The sequence below is a fragment of the Diaphorobacter caeni genome, assembly GCF_015354245.1.
Taxonomy (GTDB): Bacteria; Pseudomonadota; Gammaproteobacteria; order Burkholderiales; family Burkholderiaceae_C; genus Diaphorobacter_A; species Diaphorobacter_A caeni.
The window spans coordinates 586,268-608,830 of the sequence record NZ_JADKYZ010000002.1; the positions used below are offsets into that span (position 1 = coordinate 586,268).

Below are 22,563 nucleotides of genomic sequence, written 5' to 3' on the forward strand. Positions count from 1 at the left end.
CCGCCCCATGACACGCGCACACCGGGGCTTCACGCTGCTGGAGCTGCTGGTGGTGCTCTCCATCGTCGCGCTTGCCACGGTCGGCGTGAGCTTTGCCATCCGCGACAACGGCGCGACCGATCTGCAGCGCGAGGGTGAACGCCTCGCCGTGCTGCTCGAGACCGCGCGTGCGCAGTCGCGCGCCTCGGGCACGGCCGTGCGCTGGCGCACCACCGAGCAGGGCTTTGTCTTCGAGGGCCTGCCCACGCTCAAGCTGCCCAATCACTGGCTGGTCAGCGGCTCGCGCGCGAGCGGCCCCGCGCAGCTGTGGCTCGGGCCCGAGCCCATCATCAGCGCGCAGCAGGTCTGGGTCGTGAACGACGCCTATCCGGGCCGCGCGGTACGTGTAGGCACGGACGGCGTGCGCTCCTTCACCGTGGAGGCCATGCAATGACCAAGCGGGCACTGCAGCGCGGCTTCACGCTGATCGAGGTGCTGGTCGCGCTCGCCATCGTGGCGATCGCGCTCATGGCGGGAACGCAGGCCACCTCCGCATTGATGACCAACGCCACGCGTCAGACCGACGTGATGCTCGGCCACATCTGCGCGCAGAACGAACTCGTGAAGGCCCGCCTGATGCGCGAGCTGCCGGCCTATGGGGACCAGCAGAGCCTGTGCGAGCAGGCGGGCCGACGCTACCAGGTGGTGACCTCGGTGTCACCGCTGCCCAACCCGCAGTTCCGCCGCGTCGATGCGCAGGTCTTCGACGAGCGCTATCCGGTGATCCGCGTGTCCACCATCGTCGGCCGATACTGAAGAAGAAAAAGAAGAGCCGAGATGCGCAGACACCCCGCTTTTGCTCCACGCCGGTCTTCACGCGGCTTCACGCTGATCGAGCTGCTGGTGGCGATCACCATCATGTCGCTGATCGCGCTGCTGAGCTGGCGCGGCATCGACGGCATGGTGCGCTCGCAGCAGATCACGCGCGAACGCTCCGACCACCTTGTGGTCATACAGAACGCGCTCGCGCAGTGGCAGTCCGATCTCGACTCCATCCAGCCGGTGGACAGCACCCAGCCACTTCACTGGGACGGACAGGTTCTGCGCCTCACGCGCCGCACCACGCAGCAGCCCGATCAGGGCGTCGTGGTGGTGGCGTGGGCCAGGCGCGACGCCAACGGCACGCCGCAATGGCTGCGCTGGCAGTCACCGCCCGTCAACACCCGCGCGGCCTGGAGCGCCGCCTGGCAGACCGCCGGGCAATGGGCGCGCACGCCGTCAAGCAGCGAAGCGCAGCGCGAGACCGTGCTGTTCCCGCTGGCCGATGTGCAGCTCTACTACTACGTCGGCGGCGCCTGGGCGAATGCGCAGTCGAGCGTCGGCGGCTCGTATGCCGAACAGTCGCTCGGCGGGCTGACCAAGGCGGCTGCCTCGGTCCCCGAAGGCATCCGCCTGTCGATCACCCTGCCCGAGGGCGGCGCGATCACCGGCACGATCACCCAGGACTGGGTCAACCCCGTGCTCGGCGGCAACAAGACATGAGGACGACGATGCAGCACGCCCTCACCTCACGCCCTCCGGGGCGACGCGAACGCGGCGCGGCGCTGCTCGCGGCCATGCTGACGGTCGCGCTGGTCGCCACCTTCGCCGCATCGGCCATGTGGCAGCAGTGGCGCGCCATCGAGGTCGAATCGGCCGAGCGCGCGCGCATCCAGTCGGCGTGGATTCTCGTCGGCGCGCTCGACTGGTCGCGCCTGATCCTGCGTGAGGATTCACTGGCACGCGGCGACAGCACCGACAACCTCACCGAGCCCTGGTCGATCCCGCTCGAAGAGGCGCGCCTCTCGACCTTTCTTTCCGCCCAGCGCAACGTCTCGCAGGTCGATGACGCCAGCGCGCAGACCGACAACGCGTTTCTTTCTGGACGCGTGACCGACATGCAGTCGCGCATGAACCTCACCAATCTGGTGAAGAACAACGCCCTGGACGCAACGGCCATGGCCCAGTTCGAGCGTCTGTTCGACTATCTGGGGTTGCCGCAGAGCGAGCTGTCGCTGATCTCCTCCCACATGCTGCGCGCGGCGGCTTCCGACACCAGCGACGCGCAGAGCTCCGCCATCGCGCTGATGCCGATGACCATCGCGCAACTGAGCTGGTGGGGCGTCGCGCAGAACACCATCGCCAAGTTGGCCCCCTTCGTCACCATTCTTCCGCTCTCCACCAAGCTCAACATCAACACCGCCGGCGCGGAAGTCATCTGGGCCAGCGCGGACGGCCTCGACATGTCGGACGCGCAACGCCTCATCCAGTCCCGCTCGTCGCAGTATTTCAAGTCGGTGAGCGTCGCGGCCAATTTGCTCAGCAAGCCCGAGCTGCTGACGGCGACGCTGTTCGACGTGTCTTCCGAATATTTCGAGGTGCGCGGTCGCATGCGCATCGATCAGACCATCGTCGAGGAACGCTCGCTCGTGCACAAGCAACGCGGCAAGGTCCGCACCCTGTGGCGCGAGCGCGGCGGCTTTCTGCGAAGCGAGTCGGCCGACGCGATGGGCAAATCTTGATCACCGGGTACAAACGATGCCAGTCACCGTCACGCGTCACGCCTAAAATGGCGCGCGAACACCAGTCATGAGCACCCTCATTCTTTACCTGCCTCCGGGCACGCCTGGGCCGAACACCGAATTCAGCTACACGCTGACCGCCGACGGCCACTCCGCAACCCGCCAAGCCAGCGCCAAGGCCGCACGCCTGCCCGATCCGGGCCGTACGGGCGAGGTCGTCGCCGTCGTGCCCGCACGCGGGCTGTCGTGGCAGCGCGTGACCCTGCCGCAAGGAGCGACCGCCTCCGCCGCGCGCCTGCGCTCGGTGCTTGAAGGTCTGCTTGAAGAGCAACTGCTGGATGAACCCGCGCAGCTGCATTTCGCGCTCGCCCCCGACGCGCAGATCGGCGAACCCGCGTGGGTCGCCGTGTGTGACCGCGTCTGGCTGCGCGAGACGCTGCAGCTGCTCGAATCGGTGGGCCGCAGCGTGGGCCGCATCGTTCCCGAATTCGCTCCGGGCGCGTCCGACGCGCGCGAGGTCTATGCCATCGGCGTGCCCGAAGAGGCGCAGTTGGTGCTCACATCCGCCAGCGCCGATCAGGCCGTGAACGTGCTGCCGCTGAACTCCGCCACGCTGGCGCTGGGCATGCAGAGCACCGATCCCGACCAGCCCGCCCGCGTGCGCGCCGAGCCGGCCGTCGCGGGCATGACCGAGAAGCTGCTCGGCCGCTCCGTCGAGCTGTCGACGTCCAGCCAGCGCTCGCTCGTCGCCGCGCGCGGCCAATGGAATCTGGCACAGCTCGAATTCTCGAGCAGCGGACGCACGCGCGCCCTGCGCAGCGTGAGCGGCGGCTTCAACGCCTTTCTGCGCGCGCCGCAGTGGCGCGCCGCGCGCTGGGCGCTCGCCATCGCCGTCGTGGCTCAGATCGTCGGCCTCAACGTGGCCGCCTACAAGGAACGCCAGTCGCTGGCGGCCAAGGAGGTCGGCATCCGCAGCACCCTGCAGCAGGCCTTTCCCAACGTCAAGGTGGTGGTCGACGCTCCCGTGCAGATGGAGCGCGAGGTCGCCCAGCTGCGCCAGGCGGCAGGCAGCCTGTCGCACCGCGATTTTGAGCCCCTGCTCGCCGCCGCAGGTGCCGCGCTGCCGGTCAGTCAGGTGCCATCCATGGTGGAGTTCGCCGATTCAGAACTGCATCTCACCGGCGTGAGCCTCACCAATGACGAGCTGTCCACTGTGACCCAGCGCCTGCAAGCCGACGGCTTCGTCGCCCGCGCACAGGGTTCGCAGCTCTGGATTCGCGCAGCCGGGGAGCGGCCATGATGAAGAACAAGAATCCCGCGGCCAAGTCCGAAGCGCTCGACGCGCTCAGAGAACGCTGGAAGAGTCTCGCCGCACGCGAGCAGATGCTGGTGCTGATCGCCGCGAGCGTCGTCGGCCTCGCCATCGTGTGGTGGGTGCTGCTGTCGCCCGCGCTCAAGACGCTGCGCAGCGCGCCGGCAGAACACGCGCAGCTCGACGGCCAGCTGCAGCACATGCGCAGCCTCCAGCAGGAAGCGCTCGAGCTGCAGAAGGCCCCGCGCGTGCAGGGCGATGACGCGACGCGCGTGCTCCAGAGTTCGCTGGCGCAGGCGCTCGGCTCGACCGCGCAGGTCTCCGTCGTCGGCGATCGGGCGACGGTAACGCTCAAGGCCGCGCCCGCTGGCGCTCTGGGCCAGTGGCTCGCCCACGTGCGCAGCACCGCGCGCGCAATCCCGATTCAGGCCAAACTCGTTCGCACCAATGGCGCGGGCAAGTCCGGCGCGAACGCCGCCAACACGCTGCCCGCCTTCTGGGAAGGCACACTGGTGCTGACCCTGCCGGTCGCGAACTGACATGGCGATCAGCAAACCACGCACCGCCAACCGCTCCGCTCGCGGCACCGAAGCGCCCGTGCGCTCGCCGCGCGGCTGGGCCATCGTCGGCGGCGTGCTCGGCGCCCTGACGATGATCGCCGTGCAGGCACCCGCCACATGGCTGGCCTCGGGCGTGAACAGCGCCACCAGGGGCATGGTGCAACTGCAGCAGGCGCGCGGCACGCTCTGGAACGGCTCTGCGCAACTCGTGCTCACCGGCGGCGAGGGCAGCTCCGATCAGGTCGCGCTGCCCGGCCGCCTGAACTGGCAGCTGCGCCCTGCCCTGGTCGGAGCCAGCGTCGTTCTGAATGCCGACTGCTGCACCACCACGCCCGTGCGCATGCACGCCGGGCTGCGCTGGAACGGCATGCAGCTCAAGGTGGCCAACAGCCAGAGCCAGTGGCCCAGCGCCGTGCTCAGCGGCCTTGGCACGCCATGGAACACCATTCAGCCGCAAGGCCGACTCTCGCTTGCCACCACCGGACTGCAGATCGACTGGAACGCCGGGCGCATGGCGCTGCAGGGCCATCTGCAGCTCGACGCGCTTGACGTATCCTCCAAGCTCTCCACCCTGAGCCCGATGGGCAGCTACCGCGTGAGCGTGAATGGCGGCGACAGCCCCACGCTCGCGCTCAGCACCTTGAGCGGCGCGCTGCTGCTCAACGGATCGGGCCAATGGGTGGGCCAGCGCCTGCGCTTCACCGGCGAGGCCAGGGCCGCAGCCGGCCGCGAGGCCGCGCTGGCCAATCTCTTGAATATCATTGGGCGACGCACCGGCGACCGCTCCATACTCACCGTGGGTTGAACCAACCATGACTTTCTTGCCTCCACATCGCCTGCGACTCGCACTGCACTCCATCGCCGCCAGCACCCTGCTGCTGTGCGCCAGCGTTCCGCAGCAAGCCGTCGCCGCGCCGCAAGGCAGCATCCAGTCCAACGAGCCGGTCACGCTGAACTTCGCCAATGCCGACATCGAGGCCGTGGCCCGCACCATCGCGACCATCACCGGCCGCAACGTGGTGGTCGATCCGCGCGTGAAGGGCCAGCTCACGCTGGTCACCGACAAGCCCGTGCCGCCAACCACCGCGTTCCAGCAGTTTCTCGCGGCGCTGCGCCTGCAGGGCTTCACCATCGTCGAGGCGGCCGGTCTCTACAAGGTCGTTCCCGAGGCCGACGCCAAGCTGCAGGCCGGCGGCGTGACCGTCACCCAGGGCAGCTCGGGCACGGGGCCCGCCAGCGGCCAGATCGCCACGCAGATCTTCAAGCTCAACTTCGAGAACGCCAGCAATCTGGTGCCGGTGCTGCGCCCGCTGATCAGCCCCAACAACACCATCAACGTGAACCCCGGCAACAACTCGCTGGTGATCACCGACTACGGCGACAACCTGCAGCGCATCGCCCGCATCATCGCGGCGATGGACGTCTCCAACGCGAGCGACGTCGAAGTCATCGCGCTGCAGAACGCCATCGCCTCGGACCTCGCGCCGCTGGTGCAAAAGCTCATCGACGGCTCCGGCAACTCCGGCGTTGCTGCAACCGGCACGCCCGGCGCGGCCGCCGCCGGCCAGTCCGACACGTCCTACCGCACCACCCTGCTGGCCGAGCCCCGCAGCAATTCGCTGATCGTGCGCGCGGCCAATCCGGCGCGTCTGGCGCTCGTGCGCTCGCTCGTGGCCAAGCTCGATCAGGCTCCCGCCGCAGGCAGCTCCGCCGCGACCGGCAACATCCACGTCGTCTATCTGAAGAACGCCGACGCAGTGAAGCTCGCGGCCACCCTGCGTGCCGCGATTTCCAACGGTTCGATGGGCGGCAGCAATTCTGGCTCGGGCTCCGGCTCGGGCCTGCCCTTCAGCGGCAGCAGCGGCGGCACAAGCGGTGGGCTGATGAGCACCGCCAGCAACAGCACCACGCAATCCTCGGGCCTTGGCAGCAACACCAGCGGTGGCCTTGGCGGAGGCACGCAGTCCAGTTTCGGCAGTTCGCAGAACAACGCGAACCAGGGCTCCACGGGCGGCCAGATCCAGGCCGACGCCTCGACCAATTCGCTGATCATCTCGGCACCCGAGCCGCAGTACCGCCAGATCCGCGCCGTCATCGACAAGCTCGACGGTCGCCGTGCGCAGGTGCTGATCGAGAGCCTGATCGTCGAAGTGTCCGCCAACAAGGTCGCCGAATTCGGCATTCAGTGGCAGGGCATCATGGGCAACTACGGCAGCACGCTGGGCCTTCTGGGCACCAACTCCAGCCAGTCGGGCACCAACATCCTGGATCTGGCGCTCGCCGCGGCCAGTGGCACCACCTCCACCATCACCTCCGCCCTGTCCAGCAAACCGGCGGGCGGCACCATCGCGGTCGCGCCGCGCATCAACGGCAAGTACTACCTCGGCGTGCTCGCCAACTTCCTCGAGAACACGGGCGACGCCAATGTGCTCTCGACCCCGAACCTGCTCACGCTCGACAACGAAGAGGCGCAGATCATCATCGGCGAGAACGTGCCGTTCGTGACCGGCTCCTACGCCAACTCCACCGGCAGCTCGACCGTGAATCCGTTCACCACCGTCGAGCGCAAGGACGTGGGCCTGATGCTGCGCGTGCGCCCGCAGATCAGCGAAAACGGCTCCGTCAAGCTCACGCTCTATCAGGAAGTCTCCAAGGTCAACAGCACCACCACGTCGAATGCGAACGGCCCCACCACCAGCAAGCGCGCCATCGAGTCGTCCGTGATGGTGCAGGACGGCAACGTCATCGTGCTCGGCGGTCTGCTCGAAGACAGCTACGCGCTCGGCCAGGACAAGGTGCCGCTGATGGGCGACCTGCCCGTGGTCGGCGCGCTGTTCCGCAACGAGCAGCGTTCGCGCAAGAAGACCAATCTGATGGTCTTCCTGCGCCCCATCGTGATCCGCGACGACGCCACCAGCGACGCGCTGGTGCAGGACCGCTACGAAGCCATCCGTGCGCTGCAGATGGGCACGCAGCCCGCCGACAGCACGCTGATGCGCGCGGTCAACGAAGCCCCCGTGCTGCCGCCGCTGAACACGCAGACCACGCCGTCCAAGAACGGCAGTGCGCCCGCGAAGCCGGTGCCCACATCGATGTTCCCGGTCGAGGTGAACCGCAACAAGTCCACTGCGCAGCAGCCCGCGGACTCGACCGTGCAGGACCCCAACTTCACGCCGCAGTAAACCGCCTCAAACGCTGCCCATCCACCCATCGATTCAACGCCAGACCGACCGTCAGCCAGACCGCCCATGCGCCATCCCCTGCCATACACCTTCGCACGCTCGAACCAGTTGCTGCTCGAGGACGATGGCCACCAGCTGGTGCTGTGGCACGGCATGGCGCCCGACATGGGCGCGATGTCCGAGGTGCTGCGCAAGCACGCCGTGCAGCAGCTCATGCCGTTGGACAACGGCGCGCTCGCCCAGCGCATCAGCGCGGCCTATTCACAGTCCGATTCGAGCGCGGCGATGGTGGTCAGCGAGGTCGAGTCCGACGCCGACCTCTCTCGCATGATGCAGGAGCTGCCCGCGGTCGAGGACTTGCTGGAGTCGGCCGGCGACGCGCCCATCATCCGCATGCTCAACGCGCTGCTCACGCAGTCCGTGCGCGACGGCGCGAGCGATATCCACATTGAGCCCTACGAGCGTCATTCCAGCGTGCGCTTTCGCGTGGACGGCACGCTGCGCGAGGTGGTGCAGCCCAACCGCGCGCTGCACGCCGCGCTGATCTCGCGCCTGAAGATCATGGCCGATCTCGACATCTCCGAGAAACGCCTGCCGCAGGACGGCCGCATCTCTCTGCGCCTTGGCACCCGTGCCATCGACGTGCGCGTCTCCACCCTGCCCAACGCCCACGGCGAGCGCGCCGTGCTGCGTCTGCTGGACAAGAGCGAGAACAAGCTCAGCCTCGAGTCGGTGGGCATGCAGGGCCCCGTGCTCACGCAGTTCGAGCGCCTGATCTCGCAGCCGCACGGCATCATTCTCGTGACCGGCCCGACCGGCTCGGGCAAGACCACCACGCTGTACGCGGCGCTCGCCCGCCTGGACGCGACGAGCAGCAACATCATGACGGTGGAAGACCCCATCGAATACGAGCTCGCGGGCGTCGGCCAGACACAGATCAACAGCAAGATCGACCTGACCTTCGCCAAGGCCCTGCGCGCCATCCTGCGCCAGGACCCGGACGTGATCATGATCGGTGAAATCCGCGACTTCGAAACCGCCCAGATTGCGATCCAGGCGTCTCTGACCGGCCATCTGGTGCTCGCCACGCTGCACACCAACGACTCGGCCAGCGCCATCACACGCCTGACCGACATGGGGGTGGAGCCGTTCCTGCTGTCCAGCTCGCTGCTCGGCGTGCTCGCCCAGCGACTGGTGCGCAGGCTCGATCCGAGCGAGCCCTCGGGCTATCGGGGCCGCACCGGCATCTTTGAATTGCTGGAAGTGGACGACCAGATCCGCGCGCAGATCCACGGTCAGGTCAGCGAATCGGAGATCCGCGATCAGGCGCTGGCCAATGGCATGTCGCTGATGCGCACCGACGGCGAACGTCTGGTGGCGGCGGGCATCACCAGCGCCGAAGAGGTGCTGCGCGTCACGCGCGACTGAGCGCGCGGGATCTCAGGAAAAGTTCAGGAAGCCTCTGCCTCTCAGAGCGCGTCTACGCTCTCAGGCGCCGGCCGGCAGCACCGGCTTTCTGACGGCTGGCGTACCGGACGCCGGGTTGCGCACCAAACCGCGCTTGAGCTCCTTGAGCAGCAGCACCATCTGGCGCGACGCATGCTCGCACTGCCGGAACGTGCGCTCCGCCATCACCATGTCGCCCTGTTCGATCTGGGTGATCAGCTCCGCGGCCTTGAGATGGAAATAGCGATTGCGCACCAGCAGCATGTCATAGGTCGGCAGATGGCCGAGCGCCTTGCGGCCCGCGTCATGCAGCCATGCGCCGAGTTCCGAGCTGCGGTCATCGCGGATCACGTCCGGACGCAGCTGTTCATCGATCTGTCCTTCGCAGGCCTGCCACAGCCAGGGCAGCCAACGCTCGTGGCTCACGATCAGTGCCTCGATGTCGAACTCCACGGACAGGCGGCTGACCTCGTCCCCGAAGGCGACGAGTTCGCTGGCTTGCAGTGCGGGCACGGTCGACCAGTCCTCGGGCCGCTCCGCCTTGGCGCGTTGCTTGGAGGAGGCGGCTCCCGACGAAGAGAAAAAACGTTTGAGCATGTCCATGTCACTCCCTCTCAAAGTTGGATTGCATGGCGCAAAGCGTTCGGCACTCTCTGCTTCCCTTGCCGCACTTCAACCATACCAAATACCAATTGAATATTTAATATTTTAATTTAAAACTATCAGCCTGTCTGGAGCGTTGGAAAATGCGCACGCTCCGCTCAAACACAAGCAAAGGCTGACCCGTGTGAGTCTAGGTAGTTAAAAATAGTTTGCACATACCCCAGTTCAGGTAATTTGGGGTTTGAGGCAGGTCATTTAACATTGATTTACATTTTGCGATAAATCGATTGCCCGCACGGAGGCGCAGTTTTTGACCGACACACACAATGGGACGATGCGTACCACTCCCATGCCCTCCCTTTCCATGCTCGATCTGGTGGCCGTCCGCGAAGGCGGCACCGTCGCCGATGCGCTCGCCATCGCGGTGCGGACCGCACAACGTGCGGAGCAGCTCGGCTTCAAGCGCTACTGGCTGGCCGAGCACCACAACATGCCCGGCATCGCCAGTTCCTCCACGGCCGTGCTCATTGGTCACATCGCGGGCCAGACGGGTTCCATCCGCGTGGGATCGGGCGGCATCATGCTGCCCAACCGCGCGCCGCTGGTGGTGGCCGAGGCCTTCGGCACGCTCGCGGAGCTCTATCCCGGCCGCATCGAACTCGGCCTCGGCCGCGCGCCCGGCACCGACGGCCCGACGATGCGCGCGCTGCGCCGAGACCGCGTCGAGACCGAAGAGGACTTTCCGCGCGACGTCGCCGAGCTGCAGCGCCTTCTTGGCCCCGTCCAGCCGGGCCAGCGCATCGTGGCCGTTCCAGGCTCGGACACCAACGTGCCGATCTGGCTGCTGGGCTCGAGCATGTTCTCCGCCCAGCTCGCCGCCGAAAAGGGCCTGCCCTACGCTTTCGCCTCGCATTTCGCGCCGCGCTTCCTGATGCCCGCCATCGAGATCTACCGCGCCAACTTCAAGCCCTCGGCCACGCTCGCCAAGCCCTACGTGATCATTGGAGTGCCGCTGATCGCCGCGCCCACCGACGACGAGGCCGAATACCTCGCCAGCAGCACCTTCCAGCGCGTGCTGAGCATCCTCACCAACCAGCGCGGACGGCTCCAGCCTCCCGTCGCCAACTATCTGCAGCAGCTCGGCCCGCGCGAGCGCGAAGCGATTGCCGACTTCCTCGCCATCGGCGTCATCGGCGGCCCCGAGACCGTCAAGGCGGGCTTCGAGAAACTCGCAGCAGCCACCGAAGCCGACGAGTTCATGCTGGTGAGCGACGTCTACGACCCTGCCCTGCGGCTGCGCTCGCTGGAGATCGCTGCGCAGGCGATGCAGAACTGATCTGCCCGCGGAGATCGCGGCGCCTCTGCAACCGGCTACCATCAGGGCCTTGGCGCCGCGTTCCGTTCGCGTTGAACGGGAACGGAAAGGGCGCCGCCGAACCTGAAAACACGCATGCCCGCCTTTTCCTTTGAAGCACTGGACGCCGCCGGCCAGACCCGCAAAGGCACGATCGACGCCGACAGTCCCAAGGCCGCCCGCAGCCTGCTGCGCGCGCAGGCCCTCGTGCCCTTGGCAGTGGAAGCGCTCGCCGCGAACACCGCCGGGCAGGCGCCGTCGCTCAGCCAGCGGCTGCTCACCCGACCGGTGTTCAACTCCACGCAGCTCGCCATCTGGACGCGCCAGCTGGCCGGGTTGATCGTCTCGGGCCTGCCGCTCGAGCGCGCGCTCAGCGCCCTCTCCGAAGAAGCCGACACCGAACGCCAGCACCATCTCGTCGCCGCCCTGCGCGCCGAGGTGAATGCCGGCTCCACTTTCGCGAAGGCGCTGTCGCAGCACCCGCGCGAGTTCTCCGACATCTTCTGCGCGGTGATCGGCGCGGGCGAGCAAAGCGGCCATCTCGGCGAGGTGCTCGACAGGCTGGCCGACGATCTCGAGCAGCGCCAGGCTCTGCGCGCCAAGCTCATCGGCGCCTCGCTGTACCCGGCCATCGTGACCTGCGTGGCCATCGTCATCGTGCTGTTCCTCGTCGGCTATGTGGTGCCGCAGGTGGCCAACGTGTTCGCCGGAACCAAGCGCGCGCTGCCCGTGCTCACCGTGGCCATGCTCACACTCAGCGATGTGGTGCGCAACTACGGCTGGCTGATGCTCGGCGTGGTGATCCTCTTTGCGATCTTCATGCGGACCGCGCTTTCGCGACCCGCGTTTCGCGCCACCTTCGATGCCTGGTGGCTGAATCTGCCCATCATCGGCAAGCTCGCGCGTGGATACAACGCAGCGCGCTTCGCAGGCACGCTGGCGATGCTCGCGGGCGCGGGCGTGCCGATTCTCAAGGCGCTGCAGGCCGCCGCCGAAACCCTCCACAACCGCGCCATGCGCGCCGATGCGCTCGACGCGCTGGTGCTGGTGCGCGAGGGCGCACCGCTGGCCTCGGCCATCTCGCAGAAGAAGCGTTTTCCGAGTCTCGTCTCGATGTTCGCGCGCCTGGGCGAGCAGACCGGCCAGCTGCCGCTGATGCTGCAGCGCGCGGCCAACCAGCTCTCGACCGAAGTGCAGCGCCGCGCCATGCAGCTCGCCACGATTCTCGAGCCGCTGCTGATCGTCGCCATGGGTCTGATCGTCATGCTCATCGTGCTGGCCGTGCTCATGCCGATCATCCAGCTCAACCAGTTCGTCAAGTAACTCCAACCACGAGACCAGAAAAGCCATGCCCGTCACGCTGGATGATCAACTGGTGGTCGCGATCTCCTCGCGCGCCCTGTTCGACTTTGAAGAAGAGAACCGCCTGTTCGACGCCGAGAATCCACAGGCCTACATGCAATTGCAGCTCGACCGGCTGGACACGCCGGCGCGCCCGGGCGTGGCGTTCTCGCTGATCAAGAAACTGCTGGCCTTCAACGCCGACGGGAAGCAGCGCGTGGAGGTGGTGATGCTCTCGCGCAACGATCCGGTGAGTGGCATGCGCATCTTCCGCTCGACCAAGGCCGCGGACATCCCGCTGCAGCGCGGCGTGTTCACCCAGGGCGGCGCACCGTTCAGATACCTGCGCCCGCTCGGCGCGCACCTGTTCCTCTCGGCCAACGCGCAGGACGTGACGCAGGCGCTGCGCCTCGGCCACCCGGCCGCGCACGTTTTCACGGATTCGGTGCGCGCCAGCGACTCGCATCCCAACGAAGTGCGCATCGCCTTCGACGGCGACGCCGTGCTGTTCTCCGACGAGGCCGAGCAGGTGTTCCAACGCGACGGATTGGAAGCCTTTCAGCGCCACGAACTCGACAAGGCCACGCAGCCCTTGCCCGAAGGCCCCTTCAAGCCATTGCTGGCCGCCCTGCACCGGCTGCAGCAGGCCAGCACCAAGGGCATGCGCATCCGCACCGCGCTGGTCACCGCACGCAGCGCCCCGGCGCACGAACGCGCGATCCGCACCCTGATGGACTGGAACATCTACGTCGACGAAGCCATGTTCCTCGGCGGCCTTGAAAAAGGCCCCTTCCTGCGCGAGTTCGAACCTGATTTCTTCTTCGACGACCAGACAGGCCATGTCGAATCGGCCGCTCGACATGTGCCCGCAGGCCATGTGAGCAGCGGCATCGCGAATGGTTGAACAAACTCACAGAGGCACAACGAAGGATCGCGCCCATATCGACGCCGAACAGACGGCGTCAACAAAACAAAATCAAAGAAACCGGCTCAGCAGCTTGCGCGAATGCTTGTCGAGGGCCGAGGAATCGCGCACACGGAACTGCAGCCCATCGCTCGCGGTGATGAGCAGATGCGTGCGCCCTTCGAGCTTGCGGATGTCCTCTTCGGCCTTGAGCACCAGATCGAAGCGCCCCCTGTCCGTCTCCACGCTCCAGGTGCTCGGCGTCGCGAACGTCGACACGCTGACCAGTTTCTGGATCGTCGGCACGAACTCGCGCGCCGCCAGTTCTTCTTCGATCAGCGTGCGCTGTTCGGCAGAGAGCTGGTCCATGCGGTCGATCCAGACGAGCTCGTGACCATCGGTGCCGAACAGCGACAGGCCCTCGTTCGGTGCCGAGATCGGATAGGCGCGCACCGGCAGCACGCCGACATGCTCCTTGTCGTCGGCCGCAAGGCGCAGCGTGAGGCGACCATGGGCGTTGCGCGAGAGTTGGAAGGCGACGTTGGCTGTTGTCTGACTGTGCAATGACATGATTTCTTTCGCTCCGGATCTCTCGGCTCAGGCGTGTGCGGATGAAGGGTCGGCCGGGGCCTTGGAGGCCACGCGGGATGCGGCGTCGATCACCACGCCCGCGGCTTCGGCGTCCTCCTCGGCGCGGCGGGCCTGCGCCATGTAGAGGCGCCAGTACGCGCCTTCCTTGGCCATGAGCTCGTCGTGCGGGCCGACTTCCACGATCTCGCCGCGATCCATCACCACAAGGCGGTCGGCCTTGCGCAGCGTGGACAGGCGGTGGGCGATCGCGATCGTCGTGCGGCCTTGCACGAGGTTGTCGAGCGCCTTCTGGATTTCCTTTTCGGTCTCGGTGTCGACGGCCGAAGTCGCCTCATCAAGAATCAGGATGCGCGGGTCGATCAGCAGCGCGCGCGCAATAGAGATGCGCTGGCGCTCGCCGCCCGACAGGCCCTGGCCGCGCTCGCCCACGAGCGAGTCGTATCCGTGCGGCAGGCGCAGGATGAATTCGTGGGCATGCGCGGCGCGCGCGGCGGCGACGATTTCCTCGCGCGTCGCCTCGGGCTTGCCGTAGGCGATGTTCTCGGCGATAGTTCCGAAGAACAGGAACGGCTCCTGCAGCACCAGGCCGATGTTGCGGCGGAAGTCCGACACGGCGATGCGGCGCAGGTCCACGCCGTCAAGCTGGATCGAGCCCTCGCTCACGTCGTAGAAGCGGCAGATCAGGTTGACCAGCGTGCTCTTGCCCGAACCGCTGTGGCCGACCAGACCGATCATCTCGCCGGGCTTGATCTGCAGGTCGAGGTGCTTGATGACCGAACGGCTGCCGTAGCGGAAGCTCACGTCCTCCATGGTCAGCGCGCCCTTCACGTCGTTCGGCAGACGCACCGGGTTCTGCGGATCGGGCACGTTGCTCACGTGATCAAGAATGTCGAAGATGCGCTTGGCGCCGGCCGCCGCCTTCTGGGTGACCGAGACGATGCGGCTCATCGAATCAAGGCGGCTGTAGAAGCGGCCGATGTACGCGATGAAGGCGGTGAGCACACCGACGGTGATGCTGCCACCGGCCACCAGCCAGATGCCGAAGCCCCAGACGATCAGCAGGCCGATTTCGGTGAGGAAGGTGACCGTGGGAGTGAACAGCGACCAGGTCTTGTTCACCCGGTCGTTGGCCTCCAGATTGGCCTTGTTGGCGTCGGCAAAGCGGTCAGACTCGCGCTGCTCCTGAGCGAAGGCCTTGACCACACGGATGCCGGGAATGGTGTCGGCCAGCACGTTGGTCACCTCGGACCAGACGCGGTCGATCTTCTCGAAGCCCGTGCGCAGGCGTTCGCGCACCATGTGGATCATCCACGCGATGAACGGCAGCGGCACCAGCGTGACGAGAGCCAGCCAGGGGTTGATGGAGAACAGGATCGCCGCGGTCATCATCATCATGAGCACGTCGGTCGCGAAGTCGAGCGCGTTGAGCGACAGGAACAGGTTGATGCGGTCGGTCTCGGCGCCGATGCGCGCCATCAGATCGCCGGTGCGCTTGCTGCCGTAGTAGTCGAGCGAGAGCTTGAGCAGATGGTCATACGTCTGGGTGCGCAGCCCCGAGCCGATGCGCTCGGACACCTTGGCCAGCACGAAGGTGCGTGCCCAGCCAAGAACCCAGGCCAGCACTGCCGAAATCAGCAGGCCGCTCAGATAGAAAACCACCGTGCCGGGATCAATCTTCTGGCCGTTCTGGTACGGGATCAGGATCTTGTCCATGATCGGAATCGTCAGATACGGCGCGACCAGCTGCGCGCCCGTCGCGGCCAGCGTCAGCAGGAAGCCCAGCAGCAGTTGATTTTTGTAAGGCTTTGCAAAACGCCACAGGCGCAGCAGCACCCAGGTGGACGTCTGCGGGGCCTGCTGCCGCGCGCAGGCCGGGCATTCCTCGCTGTCGGGCGGCAGGGGCGCATGGCAGGTCGGGCAGAGCGTTTCTTCCTCGTCCTCGGCGGGCAGCGACGAGCCGTCGCGCAAGGCCAGAAGGCGGCGTTCGATCTTCTCGAACTTCTGCATCAGCAGCAGCGCCTGCGGGTGGCGCGCCAGCGTGAAGCGCCACAGCTCGTGACGCTTGGCCTCGTCATGCAGCTCGAGCGTGCCTACGCCGCCATGGTCCAGCAGCCGCAGCGACATGCCTGCCTCAAGCGGCCAGTCCCGGATCACCCCTTCCGCATTGCGAAAAATCATGCGCTGCGGCGTGAGCACCAGCAGGCCGTTCGCAAACCGCAGATCGGGGGTCAGGTCAACCTCCAGGGATGCCAGCACGTTTTCATCTGTACGGAGCTGTGCTCGCACTTGCTGTCCGGCGGGGGAATTCATGACGCCGGCAGCGTCCACAGGATGGTGGTGATTTTGCATTTGGATTATTTTTCGGCCCTTGGCACCTACAAAACTCTGTCAGTGTCCTCATCTGAATTGTCCATGACAGGAGGGTCGGTTTGGCGACTCCCGTTTTAACGCGCCGCCCGCCCCTTCGGCTGACATCCCGACACTCAAGTCGCAATTAACGCGCACAATGCACGCTGTTGCAGCCTCTTGGTGATCGACAATCCGGTTTCCATTCTGGCGTTTCAAGAATTCACTAGTTGCAATCCATGGCGACATTCAAAGATATCCAACTCCTGCGCACGACCTATCTGCGCGGCCCCAGCGTCTGGACCTACCGACCCGTTCTGGAGGTCTGGCTCGATCTGGGAGAGCTGGAGGACTACCCGTCCAACAAGATCCCCGGTTTCAATGAACGACTCACCGCCTGGCTGCCCGATCTGATCGAGCACACCTGCGGCGTGGGCGAGCGCGGTGGCTTTCTGCTGCGCCTGAAGGAAGGCACCTGGATGGGCCATGTGCTGGAGCACATCGTCATCGAACTGCTGAACCTCGCCGGCATGCCTGCGGAGTTCGGCCAGACGCGCGAGATCTCCCAGCGCGGCGTCTACCGCATGGTGTTCCGCTGCCCCGAAGAGTCGGTCGCCCGTACGGCGCTCGATTGGGGCCACAAGCTGATCATGGCGGCGATCAATGACCAGCCCTACGACATCAAGCCCGCGATCCAGGCCATCAAGACCGCGATCAACGACCGCTACCTTGGCCCGAGCACCGGCAGCATCGTCGATGCCGCGGGCGAGCGCCGCATCCCCCACATCCGCCTGAACGACGGCAACCTCGTGCAGCTCGGCTACGGCGCCGCTCAGCGCCGCATCTGGACCGCCGAGAGCGACCAGACCAGCGCCATCGCCGAGGGCATCGCCCAGGACAAGGACTTCACCAAGCGCCTGCTGGCCGCCTGTGGCGTGCCTGTCCCTGAAGGTCAGATCGTGAACTCGCCCGAAGAAGCCTGGGAAGTCGCGCAGGACATCGGATTTCCGGTCACCGTCAAGCCATCCGACGGCAACCACGCGCGCGGCGTGACGCTGGACCTGAGCGCCGAAGACGACATCAAGACCGCCTTCGCGCTGGCCCAGCCTGAAGGCTCCGACGTGATCGTCGAGAAATTCATCAACGGCACCGAGCACCGCCTGCTCGTGGTCGGCGGCAAGGTCGTCGCGGCCTGCCGTGGCGAAACCGTGAGCGTGGCCGGCAATGGCAAGTCCACGCTGGCCGAACTGGTCGCCGTGGTCAATCAGGACCCGCGTCGTGGCCCCGAGCAGGAATATCCGCTCGACTGGATCAATCTGGAAGCGCCCGCCGTCAAGCTCGAACTCAAGCGCCAGAACATGACGCCCGCGTCGGTGCCCGCGCAGGGCGAGTCCGTCCTGCTGCAACGCAACGGCAACATGGCCATCGACTGCACCGACGAGGTGCACCCCGACGTGGCCTACTACGCCACGCTCGCGGCCAAGATCGTGGGTCTGGACATCGCCGGCATGGACATGATCCTGCAGGACGTCTCCAAGCCCATGAAGGGCCAGGGCGCGATCCTCGAAGTGAACGCCGGCCCCGGCCTGCTCATGCACCTCAAGCCCACCAGCGGCGCGCCGCGCCCCGTGGGTCAGGCCATCGTCGAGCACCTGTTCCCGACGACTGAAGACGGCACGGGCGCGGGCCGCATTCCCGTGGTCGGCATCGCCGGAACGCGCGAGAACGCGTTCATCGCGCGCCTCGTCGGCTGGCTGCTGCAGCTCTCGGGCAAGCTCACCGGCGTGGCCAGCGAGCAAGGCATGTTCCTGAACAATCGCCAGACCCAGAAGACCAACACCGCCAACTGGGCCGGCGCGCACCGACTGCTCACCAACCGCCTCGCCCAGGCCGCCGTGATCGAGACCACCGCGCGCTCGATCCTCGCCGAGGGGCTGGCCTATGACCGCTGCCTCGTGGGCGTGGTCACCGACATGGACGGCTTCGAGACGCTCAAGGACCACGACGTGCACGAGCAGGGCCAGATGACCCGCGTGTTGCGCACCCAGATCGACGTGGTCCTCGACGAAGGCGCTGGCGTGCTCAACGCCGACATCGAACAGGTGGCCGATCTGGCCCGCCTGTGCGACGGCGAGGTGCTGCTGTACTCCCTGCAGGCCGACAACGCCCACATCGCCCAGCACCGCGCCGACAACGCCGAAGGCCGTGCGGTGTTCGTGCGCGGCGATCAGGTGGTGCTCGCCACCGGCACGCAGGAACGTGTGCTCGGCACGCTCGATGCGCTGTCGCTGCCCGGTGGCCGCAAGCCCGACACGCCTGCCCTGCTGGCCGCCATCGCCACGGCGTGGTCGATGGACATCGCGCCCGATCTCATCGGCGCGGGCATCAAGACCTTCGAGTACAACGAGATCTGAGATCGATCTCACCCCCAGATGATTTCTCTGCGTTGCCGCACACGAAGCGGCAACGCGAAAAAGAAAGAAGAACATGCAAGTCACCCGCGTCCGAGCCCTGCGTGGCCCGAATCTCTGGACCCGCAGCACGGCCATCGAAGCCGTCGTGCACTGCGACACCCATGAGTGCGTGTACTCCGACATCGCCGGTTTTGAAGACCGCCTGCGCGCACGCTTTCCCAAGATCGGCACGCTGCAACCCCACGGTGCGGACCAGCGCCTGTCGCTCGCCCATGTGCTCGAAGTCGCGGCGCTGTCCCTGCAGGCACAGGCGGGCTGCCCCGTCACCTTCAGCCGCACGCACTCCACGGTCGAGCCCGGCACCTTCCAGGTCGTCGTCGAATACACCGAGGAAGCCGTCGGCCGCAAGGCCATGGAATACGCCGAAGCGCTGCTGCGCGCCGCGATGGACAACACCGCGTTCGACGCCGACAAGGCGATCGCCGATCTGCGCGAGACCGACGAGGACGAGCGCATTGGCCCCTCGACCGGCTCCATCGTGGACGCCGCCGTCGCGCGCGGCATTCCGTTCCGCCGCCTGACGTCCGGCTCGCTCGTGCAACTGGGTTGGGGCTCCAAGGCCCGCCGCATCCAGGCCGCCGAACTCGACATGACCAGCGCCGTGGCCGAGTCCATCGCGCAGGACAAGGACCTCACCAAGCGCCTGCTGCACGCGGCCGGCGTGCCCGTGCCGCTCGGCCGTCCCGTCAAGGACGTGGACGACGCCTGGGTCGTCGCTCAGGAAGTCGGCCTGCCCGTCGTCGTGAAGCCGCAGGACGGCAATCAGGGCAAGGGCGTGGTCGTCAACATCACCACGCGCGAAGGCCTCGAAGCCGCCTACAAGGTGGCCGAGGAATTCGGCGACGACGTGATGGTCGAGCGCTTTCTGCCCGGCCATGACTTCCGCCTGCTGGTCGTCGGTGGTCAGCTGGTCGCCGCAGCGCGCCGCGAGCCGCCCCAGGTGCTTGGCGACGGCGAACACAACATCCGCGAGCTCGTCGAGATCGTCAACCGCGATCCGCGTCGCGGCACCGGCCACGGCACGGCGCTCACCAAGATCCGCCTCGACGACATCGCCATCGCGCGCATCGCCTCCGAGGGCCTCACGCCCGAATCCGTGCCCGCACCGGGCCAGCGCGTCGTGCTGCGCAACAATGCCAACCTGTCCACCGGCGGCAGCGCCACCGACGTGACCGACGACGTGCATCCCGAGGTCGCTGCCCGCGCCATCGAGGCCGCGCAAACCATCGGCCTGCACATCTGCGGCGTGGACGTGGTCTGCGAGACCATGCTCAAGCCGCTCGAAGAACAGAACGGCGGCATCGTCGAAGTCAACGCCGCTCCCGGCCTGCGCATGCACCTCGCGCCCTCGTTCGGCAAGCCGCGCAACGTCGGAGTGCCCATGGTCGACGAGCTGTTCGCGCCCGGTCAGGACGGCCGCATTCCGGTCGTCGCCGTCACCGGCACCAACGGCAAGACCACCACCACCCGCGTGATCGCCCACCTGTTCACCTCGCACGGCTGGCGCACCGCCATGACCAACACCGACGGCGTCTACGTCAACGGTCGCCAGATCGACAGCGGTGACTGCTCCGGCCCGCGCAGCGCCCGCAACGCGCTCGCCCATCCCGAGACCGACGCGGCCGTGCTCGAATGCGCGCGCGGCGGCATCCTGCGCGAAGGCCTCGGATTCGACCGCTGCCAGGTGGCCGTGGTCACCAACGTCGGCGAAGGCGACCATCTGGGTCTGAACTTCATCACCACCGCCGAAGACGTCGCGGTGCTCAAGCGCGTCATCGTGCAGAACGTCGCCCCCTCGGGCTACGCCGTGCTCAACGCCGCCGACCCGCTGGTCGCGGCCATGGCCTCGGTCTGCCCCGGCAAGGTGATCTTCTTCGCGGCCGACCGCCACCACCCCGTGATGGCCACGCACCGCGCCCAAGGCAACCGCGTGGTCTACGTCGATGGCGACAACATCGTCGCGGCCGAAGGCTCGTGGCGCGAGAGCATTCCGCTGCGCGACATCCCGATCACGCGCAGCGGCCTGATCACCTTCCAGGTCGAAAACGTCATGGCCTCCATCGGCGCCGCCTGGGCCTCCGGCCTGCCGTGGCAGACCATCCGCCGCGGCCTCGCAGGCTTCCTGAACGACAGCGACAACGCCCCTGCGCGCTTCAACGTGATGGACTACAAGGGCGCCACCGTGATCGCCGACTACGGCCACAACCCCGACGCCATCCGCGCGCTCGCGCAGGCCGTCCAGGCCATGCCGGCCAAACGCCGCAGCGTGGTGATCTCGGGCGCGGGTGACCGCCGCGATCAGGACATCGTCGAGCAGACCCGCATCCTCGGCCAGTACTTCGACGACGTGATCCTCTACCAGGACGCCTGCCAGCGCGGCCGTGAAGACGGTGAAGTGCTCGGCCTGCTCAAGCAGGGCCTCGAGGGCGCACCGCGCACCACGTACAGCACCGAGATCCACGGCGAGTTCATCGCCATCGATCACGCGCTGGAGCGCCTGCAACCCGGTGACCTGAGCCTCGTGCTCGTCGACCAGGTGGAAGAAGCCCTCGCCCACCTGAACAAGCGCTGCGCCGAAGCCAAGGCCTGACGCAGACGCCGCCCCCACTCTCACCGACCGCACACGACAAGCCATGCGCCACCTGATCCGGAACACCTTCGCACCAGCTCTCGCACTGGCCTGTCTGTCGCTCTCCGCCTTCGCGGCGGACGGTGAAAAAATCGGCACGGTCGACACCGCCTTCAAGCTCATCGGCCGCGACCACGACATCATCGTCGAGGCCTACGACGACCCAGAAGTGAATGGCGTCACCTGCTACGTCTCGCGCGCCCGCATCGGCGGCGTCAAGGGCACGCTCGGCCTCGCCGAAGACCGCGCTGAGGCATCACTTTCCTGTCATCAGGTGGGCGCCATCTCGTTCCCGCAGCCGCTCAAGCCGCAGGACGAAGTCTTCAGCGAACGCATGTCGATTCTGTTCAAGCGCCTGCGCGTCGTGCGCATGGTGGACGCCAAGCGCAACGCGCTGGTCTACCTCACCTACTCCGACAAGCTCATCGACGGCTCACCGCAGAACTCGGTCTCTGCGGTGCCGGTGGCGCACGGGACGGTGATTCCGGTGAAGAAGTAGCAAGCGCGTGTGGAAATCGCAAGCGCGCTCCAAAAGCACGTTGGCGATTTCAGGCCTGCGCGGCCAGCTTTCTCAACGCTTCCTCAAACACCTCCACCGGCTGCCCGCCCTGAATCAGATGGCGGTCGTTGACGATCACCGCGGGCACCGAGTTGATGCCGTGCTGGTGATAGAACGCCTCGCGTTCACGCACCTCGCTCGCGTATTCGTCTGACTCCAGAATCGCTTTCGCACGCGCCTCATCGAGACCCAGCTCGCGCACGAGGCGCAGCAGCACGGCATGGTCGCTGGGGTTGTCTCCGTCCGTGAAATAGGCCTTGAAAAGCGCATGCTTGAGCGCGCGTTGCTGCTCGGCCTGGCTGTCTTCTTCGAGCCAATGCAGCAGGCGATGCGCGTCGAAGGTGTTGTAGATGCGGCCGCGCCGATCCATGTTGAACGTGAAGCCGACGCCCGCGCCTCGCTCGGTGATCGCCTGCTGGTTCTTGCGCATCTGCTCGGCGGGCGCGCCGTACTTGCGCTGCAGATGCTCGATGACATCCTCACCCTCGGGCACCATGTCGGCGTTGAGCTCGAACGGCTGGAAATGCAGGTCGATCTGCACATCGCCCTTCACGCGCTCAGCCGCCATCTCCAGCGCGTTCAGCCCGATGGCACACCACGGGCAGGAGACGTCGGAGACGAAGTCGATCTTGAGTTTGACGGGTGCGTTGGACATGGAAAACTCCGTGCAGAGAAAGCTGTTTTGAATGATTGATCAAGCAATCTACGCCAATTCAATTTTC

Annotated in this window: 19 protein-coding genes; 15 read left to right on the top strand and 4 right to left on the bottom strand. The window is 66.5% G+C overall.

Translation table 11 applies throughout. The features are described 5' to 3' along the window. The first annotated feature begins 7 nt into the window (after window positions 1–7). The 9 genes from ISG32_RS06585 to ISG32_RS06625 all read left to right on the top strand — a co-directional run bounded on the left by ISG32_RS06585 (window position 8) and on the right by ISG32_RS06625 (window position 9,022). Complete coding sequence (locus ISG32_RS06585; protein ID WP_194770196.1) at window positions 8–433, top strand: prepilin-type N-terminal cleavage/methylation domain-containing protein; 426 nt, start codon at window positions 8–10, stop codon at window positions 431–433. Next, the gene (gspI, locus tag ISG32_RS06590) at window positions 430–795 is read left to right on the top strand and encodes a type II secretion system minor pseudopilin GspI (protein WP_194770197.1); all 366 of its coding nucleotides are present in this window, start codon (window positions 430–432) and stop codon (window positions 793–795) included. Before ISG32_RS06585 ends, gspI begins: the two co-directional genes overlap by 4 nt. Before the next feature lie 21 nt (window positions 796–816). Beyond that, the gene (locus ISG32_RS06595; RefSeq protein ID WP_194770198.1) at window positions 817–1,521 is read left to right on the top strand and encodes a PulJ/GspJ family protein; all 705 of its coding nucleotides are present in this window, start codon (window positions 817–819) and stop codon (window positions 1,519–1,521) included. A gap of 8 nt (window positions 1,522–1,529) precedes the next feature. Then, on the top strand, window positions 1,530–2,540 hold the full coding sequence (gene gspK, locus ISG32_RS06600; RefSeq protein ID WP_194770199.1) for a type II secretion system minor pseudopilin GspK: 1,011 nt from the start codon (window positions 1,530–1,532) through the stop codon (window positions 2,538–2,540). 67 nt (window positions 2,541–2,607) lie between these two features. Beyond that, window positions 2,608–3,840: a type II secretion system protein GspL gene (gspL, locus tag ISG32_RS06605; RefSeq protein WP_194770200.1), complete on the top strand. Its 1,233-nt coding sequence runs from the start codon at window positions 2,608–2,610 to the stop codon at window positions 3,838–3,840. Further along, window positions 3,837–4,391 (top strand): type II secretion system protein GspM, encoded by a 555-nt coding sequence (gspM, locus tag ISG32_RS06610; RefSeq protein WP_228529622.1) that lies wholly within the window; start codon window positions 3,837–3,839, stop codon window positions 4,389–4,391. The genes gspL and gspM overlap by 4 nt, the downstream gene beginning before the upstream one ends. 1 nt (window position 4,392) lies before the next feature. Next, entirely contained in the window at window positions 4,393–5,217 is an 825-nt protein-coding gene (gene gspN / locus ISG32_RS06615) for a type II secretion system protein N (protein ID WP_194770201.1), read from the top strand. A 7-nt stretch (window positions 5,218–5,224) separates the two neighbouring features. Beyond that, complete coding sequence (gspD, locus tag ISG32_RS06620; RefSeq protein WP_194770202.1) at window positions 5,225–7,594, top strand: type II secretion system secretin GspD; 2,370 nt, start codon at window positions 5,225–5,227, stop codon at window positions 7,592–7,594. 66 nt (window positions 7,595–7,660) lie between these two features. Beyond that, complete coding sequence (locus ISG32_RS06625) at window positions 7,661–9,022, top strand: GspE/PulE family protein (protein WP_194770203.1); 1,362 nt, start codon at window positions 7,661–7,663, stop codon at window positions 9,020–9,022. 60 nt (window positions 9,023–9,082) lie between these two features. Here ISG32_RS06625 and ISG32_RS06630 read toward each other — a convergent pair whose 3' ends face one another. Continuing rightward, window positions 9,083–9,637, bottom strand: coding sequence for a CZB domain-containing protein (locus ISG32_RS06630; RefSeq protein ID WP_194770204.1), 555 nt, complete (start codon window positions 9,635–9,637; stop codon window positions 9,083–9,085). A gap of 355 nt (window positions 9,638–9,992) precedes the next feature. On the opposite strand from ISG32_RS06630, the gene ISG32_RS06635 reads away from it, so the two are divergent. From ISG32_RS06635 to ISG32_RS06645, 3 genes are all read left to right on the top strand, one after another. Further along, window positions 9,993–10,979 carry an LLM class flavin-dependent oxidoreductase gene (locus ISG32_RS06635; RefSeq protein WP_228529623.1) on the top strand — a complete coding sequence of 329 codons (987 nt, stop codon included), beginning with the start codon at window positions 9,993–9,995 and terminating at the stop codon, window positions 10,977–10,979. Between the two features lie 114 nt (window positions 10,980–11,093). Then, a complete protein-coding gene (gene gspF / locus ISG32_RS06640; protein ID WP_194770206.1) occupies window positions 11,094–12,320 on the top strand; it encodes a type II secretion system inner membrane protein GspF in 1,227 nt (408 codons plus the stop codon). Window positions 12,321–12,345: 25 nt separating this feature from the next. Next, the gene (locus ISG32_RS06645; RefSeq protein ID WP_194770207.1) at window positions 12,346–13,242 is read left to right on the top strand and encodes a 5'-nucleotidase; all 897 of its coding nucleotides are present in this window, start codon (window positions 12,346–12,348) and stop codon (window positions 13,240–13,242) included. A gap of 72 nt (window positions 13,243–13,314) precedes the next feature. Here ISG32_RS06645 and ISG32_RS06650 read toward each other — a convergent pair whose 3' ends face one another. Both ISG32_RS06650 and ISG32_RS06655 read right to left on the bottom strand, forming a co-directional pair. Then, window positions 13,315–13,812 carry a cyanophycin metabolism-associated DUF1854 family protein gene (locus ISG32_RS06650; protein ID WP_194770208.1) on the bottom strand — a complete coding sequence of 166 codons (498 nt, stop codon included), beginning with the start codon at window positions 13,810–13,812 and terminating at the stop codon, window positions 13,315–13,317. A gap of 27 nt (window positions 13,813–13,839) precedes the next feature. After that, the gene (locus tag ISG32_RS06655; protein ID WP_194770209.1) at window positions 13,840–16,182 is read right to left on the bottom strand and encodes a cyanophycin metabolism-associated ABC transporter; all 2,343 of its coding nucleotides are present in this window, start codon (window positions 16,180–16,182) and stop codon (window positions 13,840–13,842) included. Window positions 16,183–16,418: 236 nt separating this feature from the next. Between ISG32_RS06655 and ISG32_RS06660 the strand changes: the two genes are divergently transcribed. The 3 genes from ISG32_RS06660 to ISG32_RS06670 all read left to right on the top strand — a co-directional run bounded on the left by ISG32_RS06660 (window position 16,419) and on the right by ISG32_RS06670 (window position 21,781). Then, window positions 16,419–18,593, top strand: coding sequence for a cyanophycin synthetase (locus tag ISG32_RS06660; protein ID WP_194770210.1), 2,175 nt, complete (start codon window positions 16,419–16,421; stop codon window positions 18,591–18,593). Between the two features lie 73 nt (window positions 18,594–18,666). Then, window positions 18,667–21,243 carry a cyanophycin synthetase gene (cphA, locus tag ISG32_RS06665; RefSeq protein ID WP_194770211.1) on the top strand — a complete coding sequence of 859 codons (2,577 nt, stop codon included), beginning with the start codon at window positions 18,667–18,669 and terminating at the stop codon, window positions 21,241–21,243. Between the two features lie 43 nt (window positions 21,244–21,286). After that, on the top strand, window positions 21,287–21,781 hold the full coding sequence (locus tag ISG32_RS06670; RefSeq protein ID WP_194770212.1) for a CreA family protein: 495 nt from the start codon (window positions 21,287–21,289) through the stop codon (window positions 21,779–21,781). 49 nt (window positions 21,782–21,830) lie between these two features. On the opposite strand, the gene ISG32_RS06675 is transcribed toward ISG32_RS06670, so the two are convergent. Beyond that, on the bottom strand, window positions 21,831–22,496 hold the full coding sequence (locus tag ISG32_RS06675; RefSeq protein ID WP_194770213.1) for a DsbA family oxidoreductase: 666 nt from the start codon (window positions 22,494–22,496) through the stop codon (window positions 21,831–21,833). Between the last annotated feature and the right edge of the window lie 67 nt (window positions 22,497–22,563).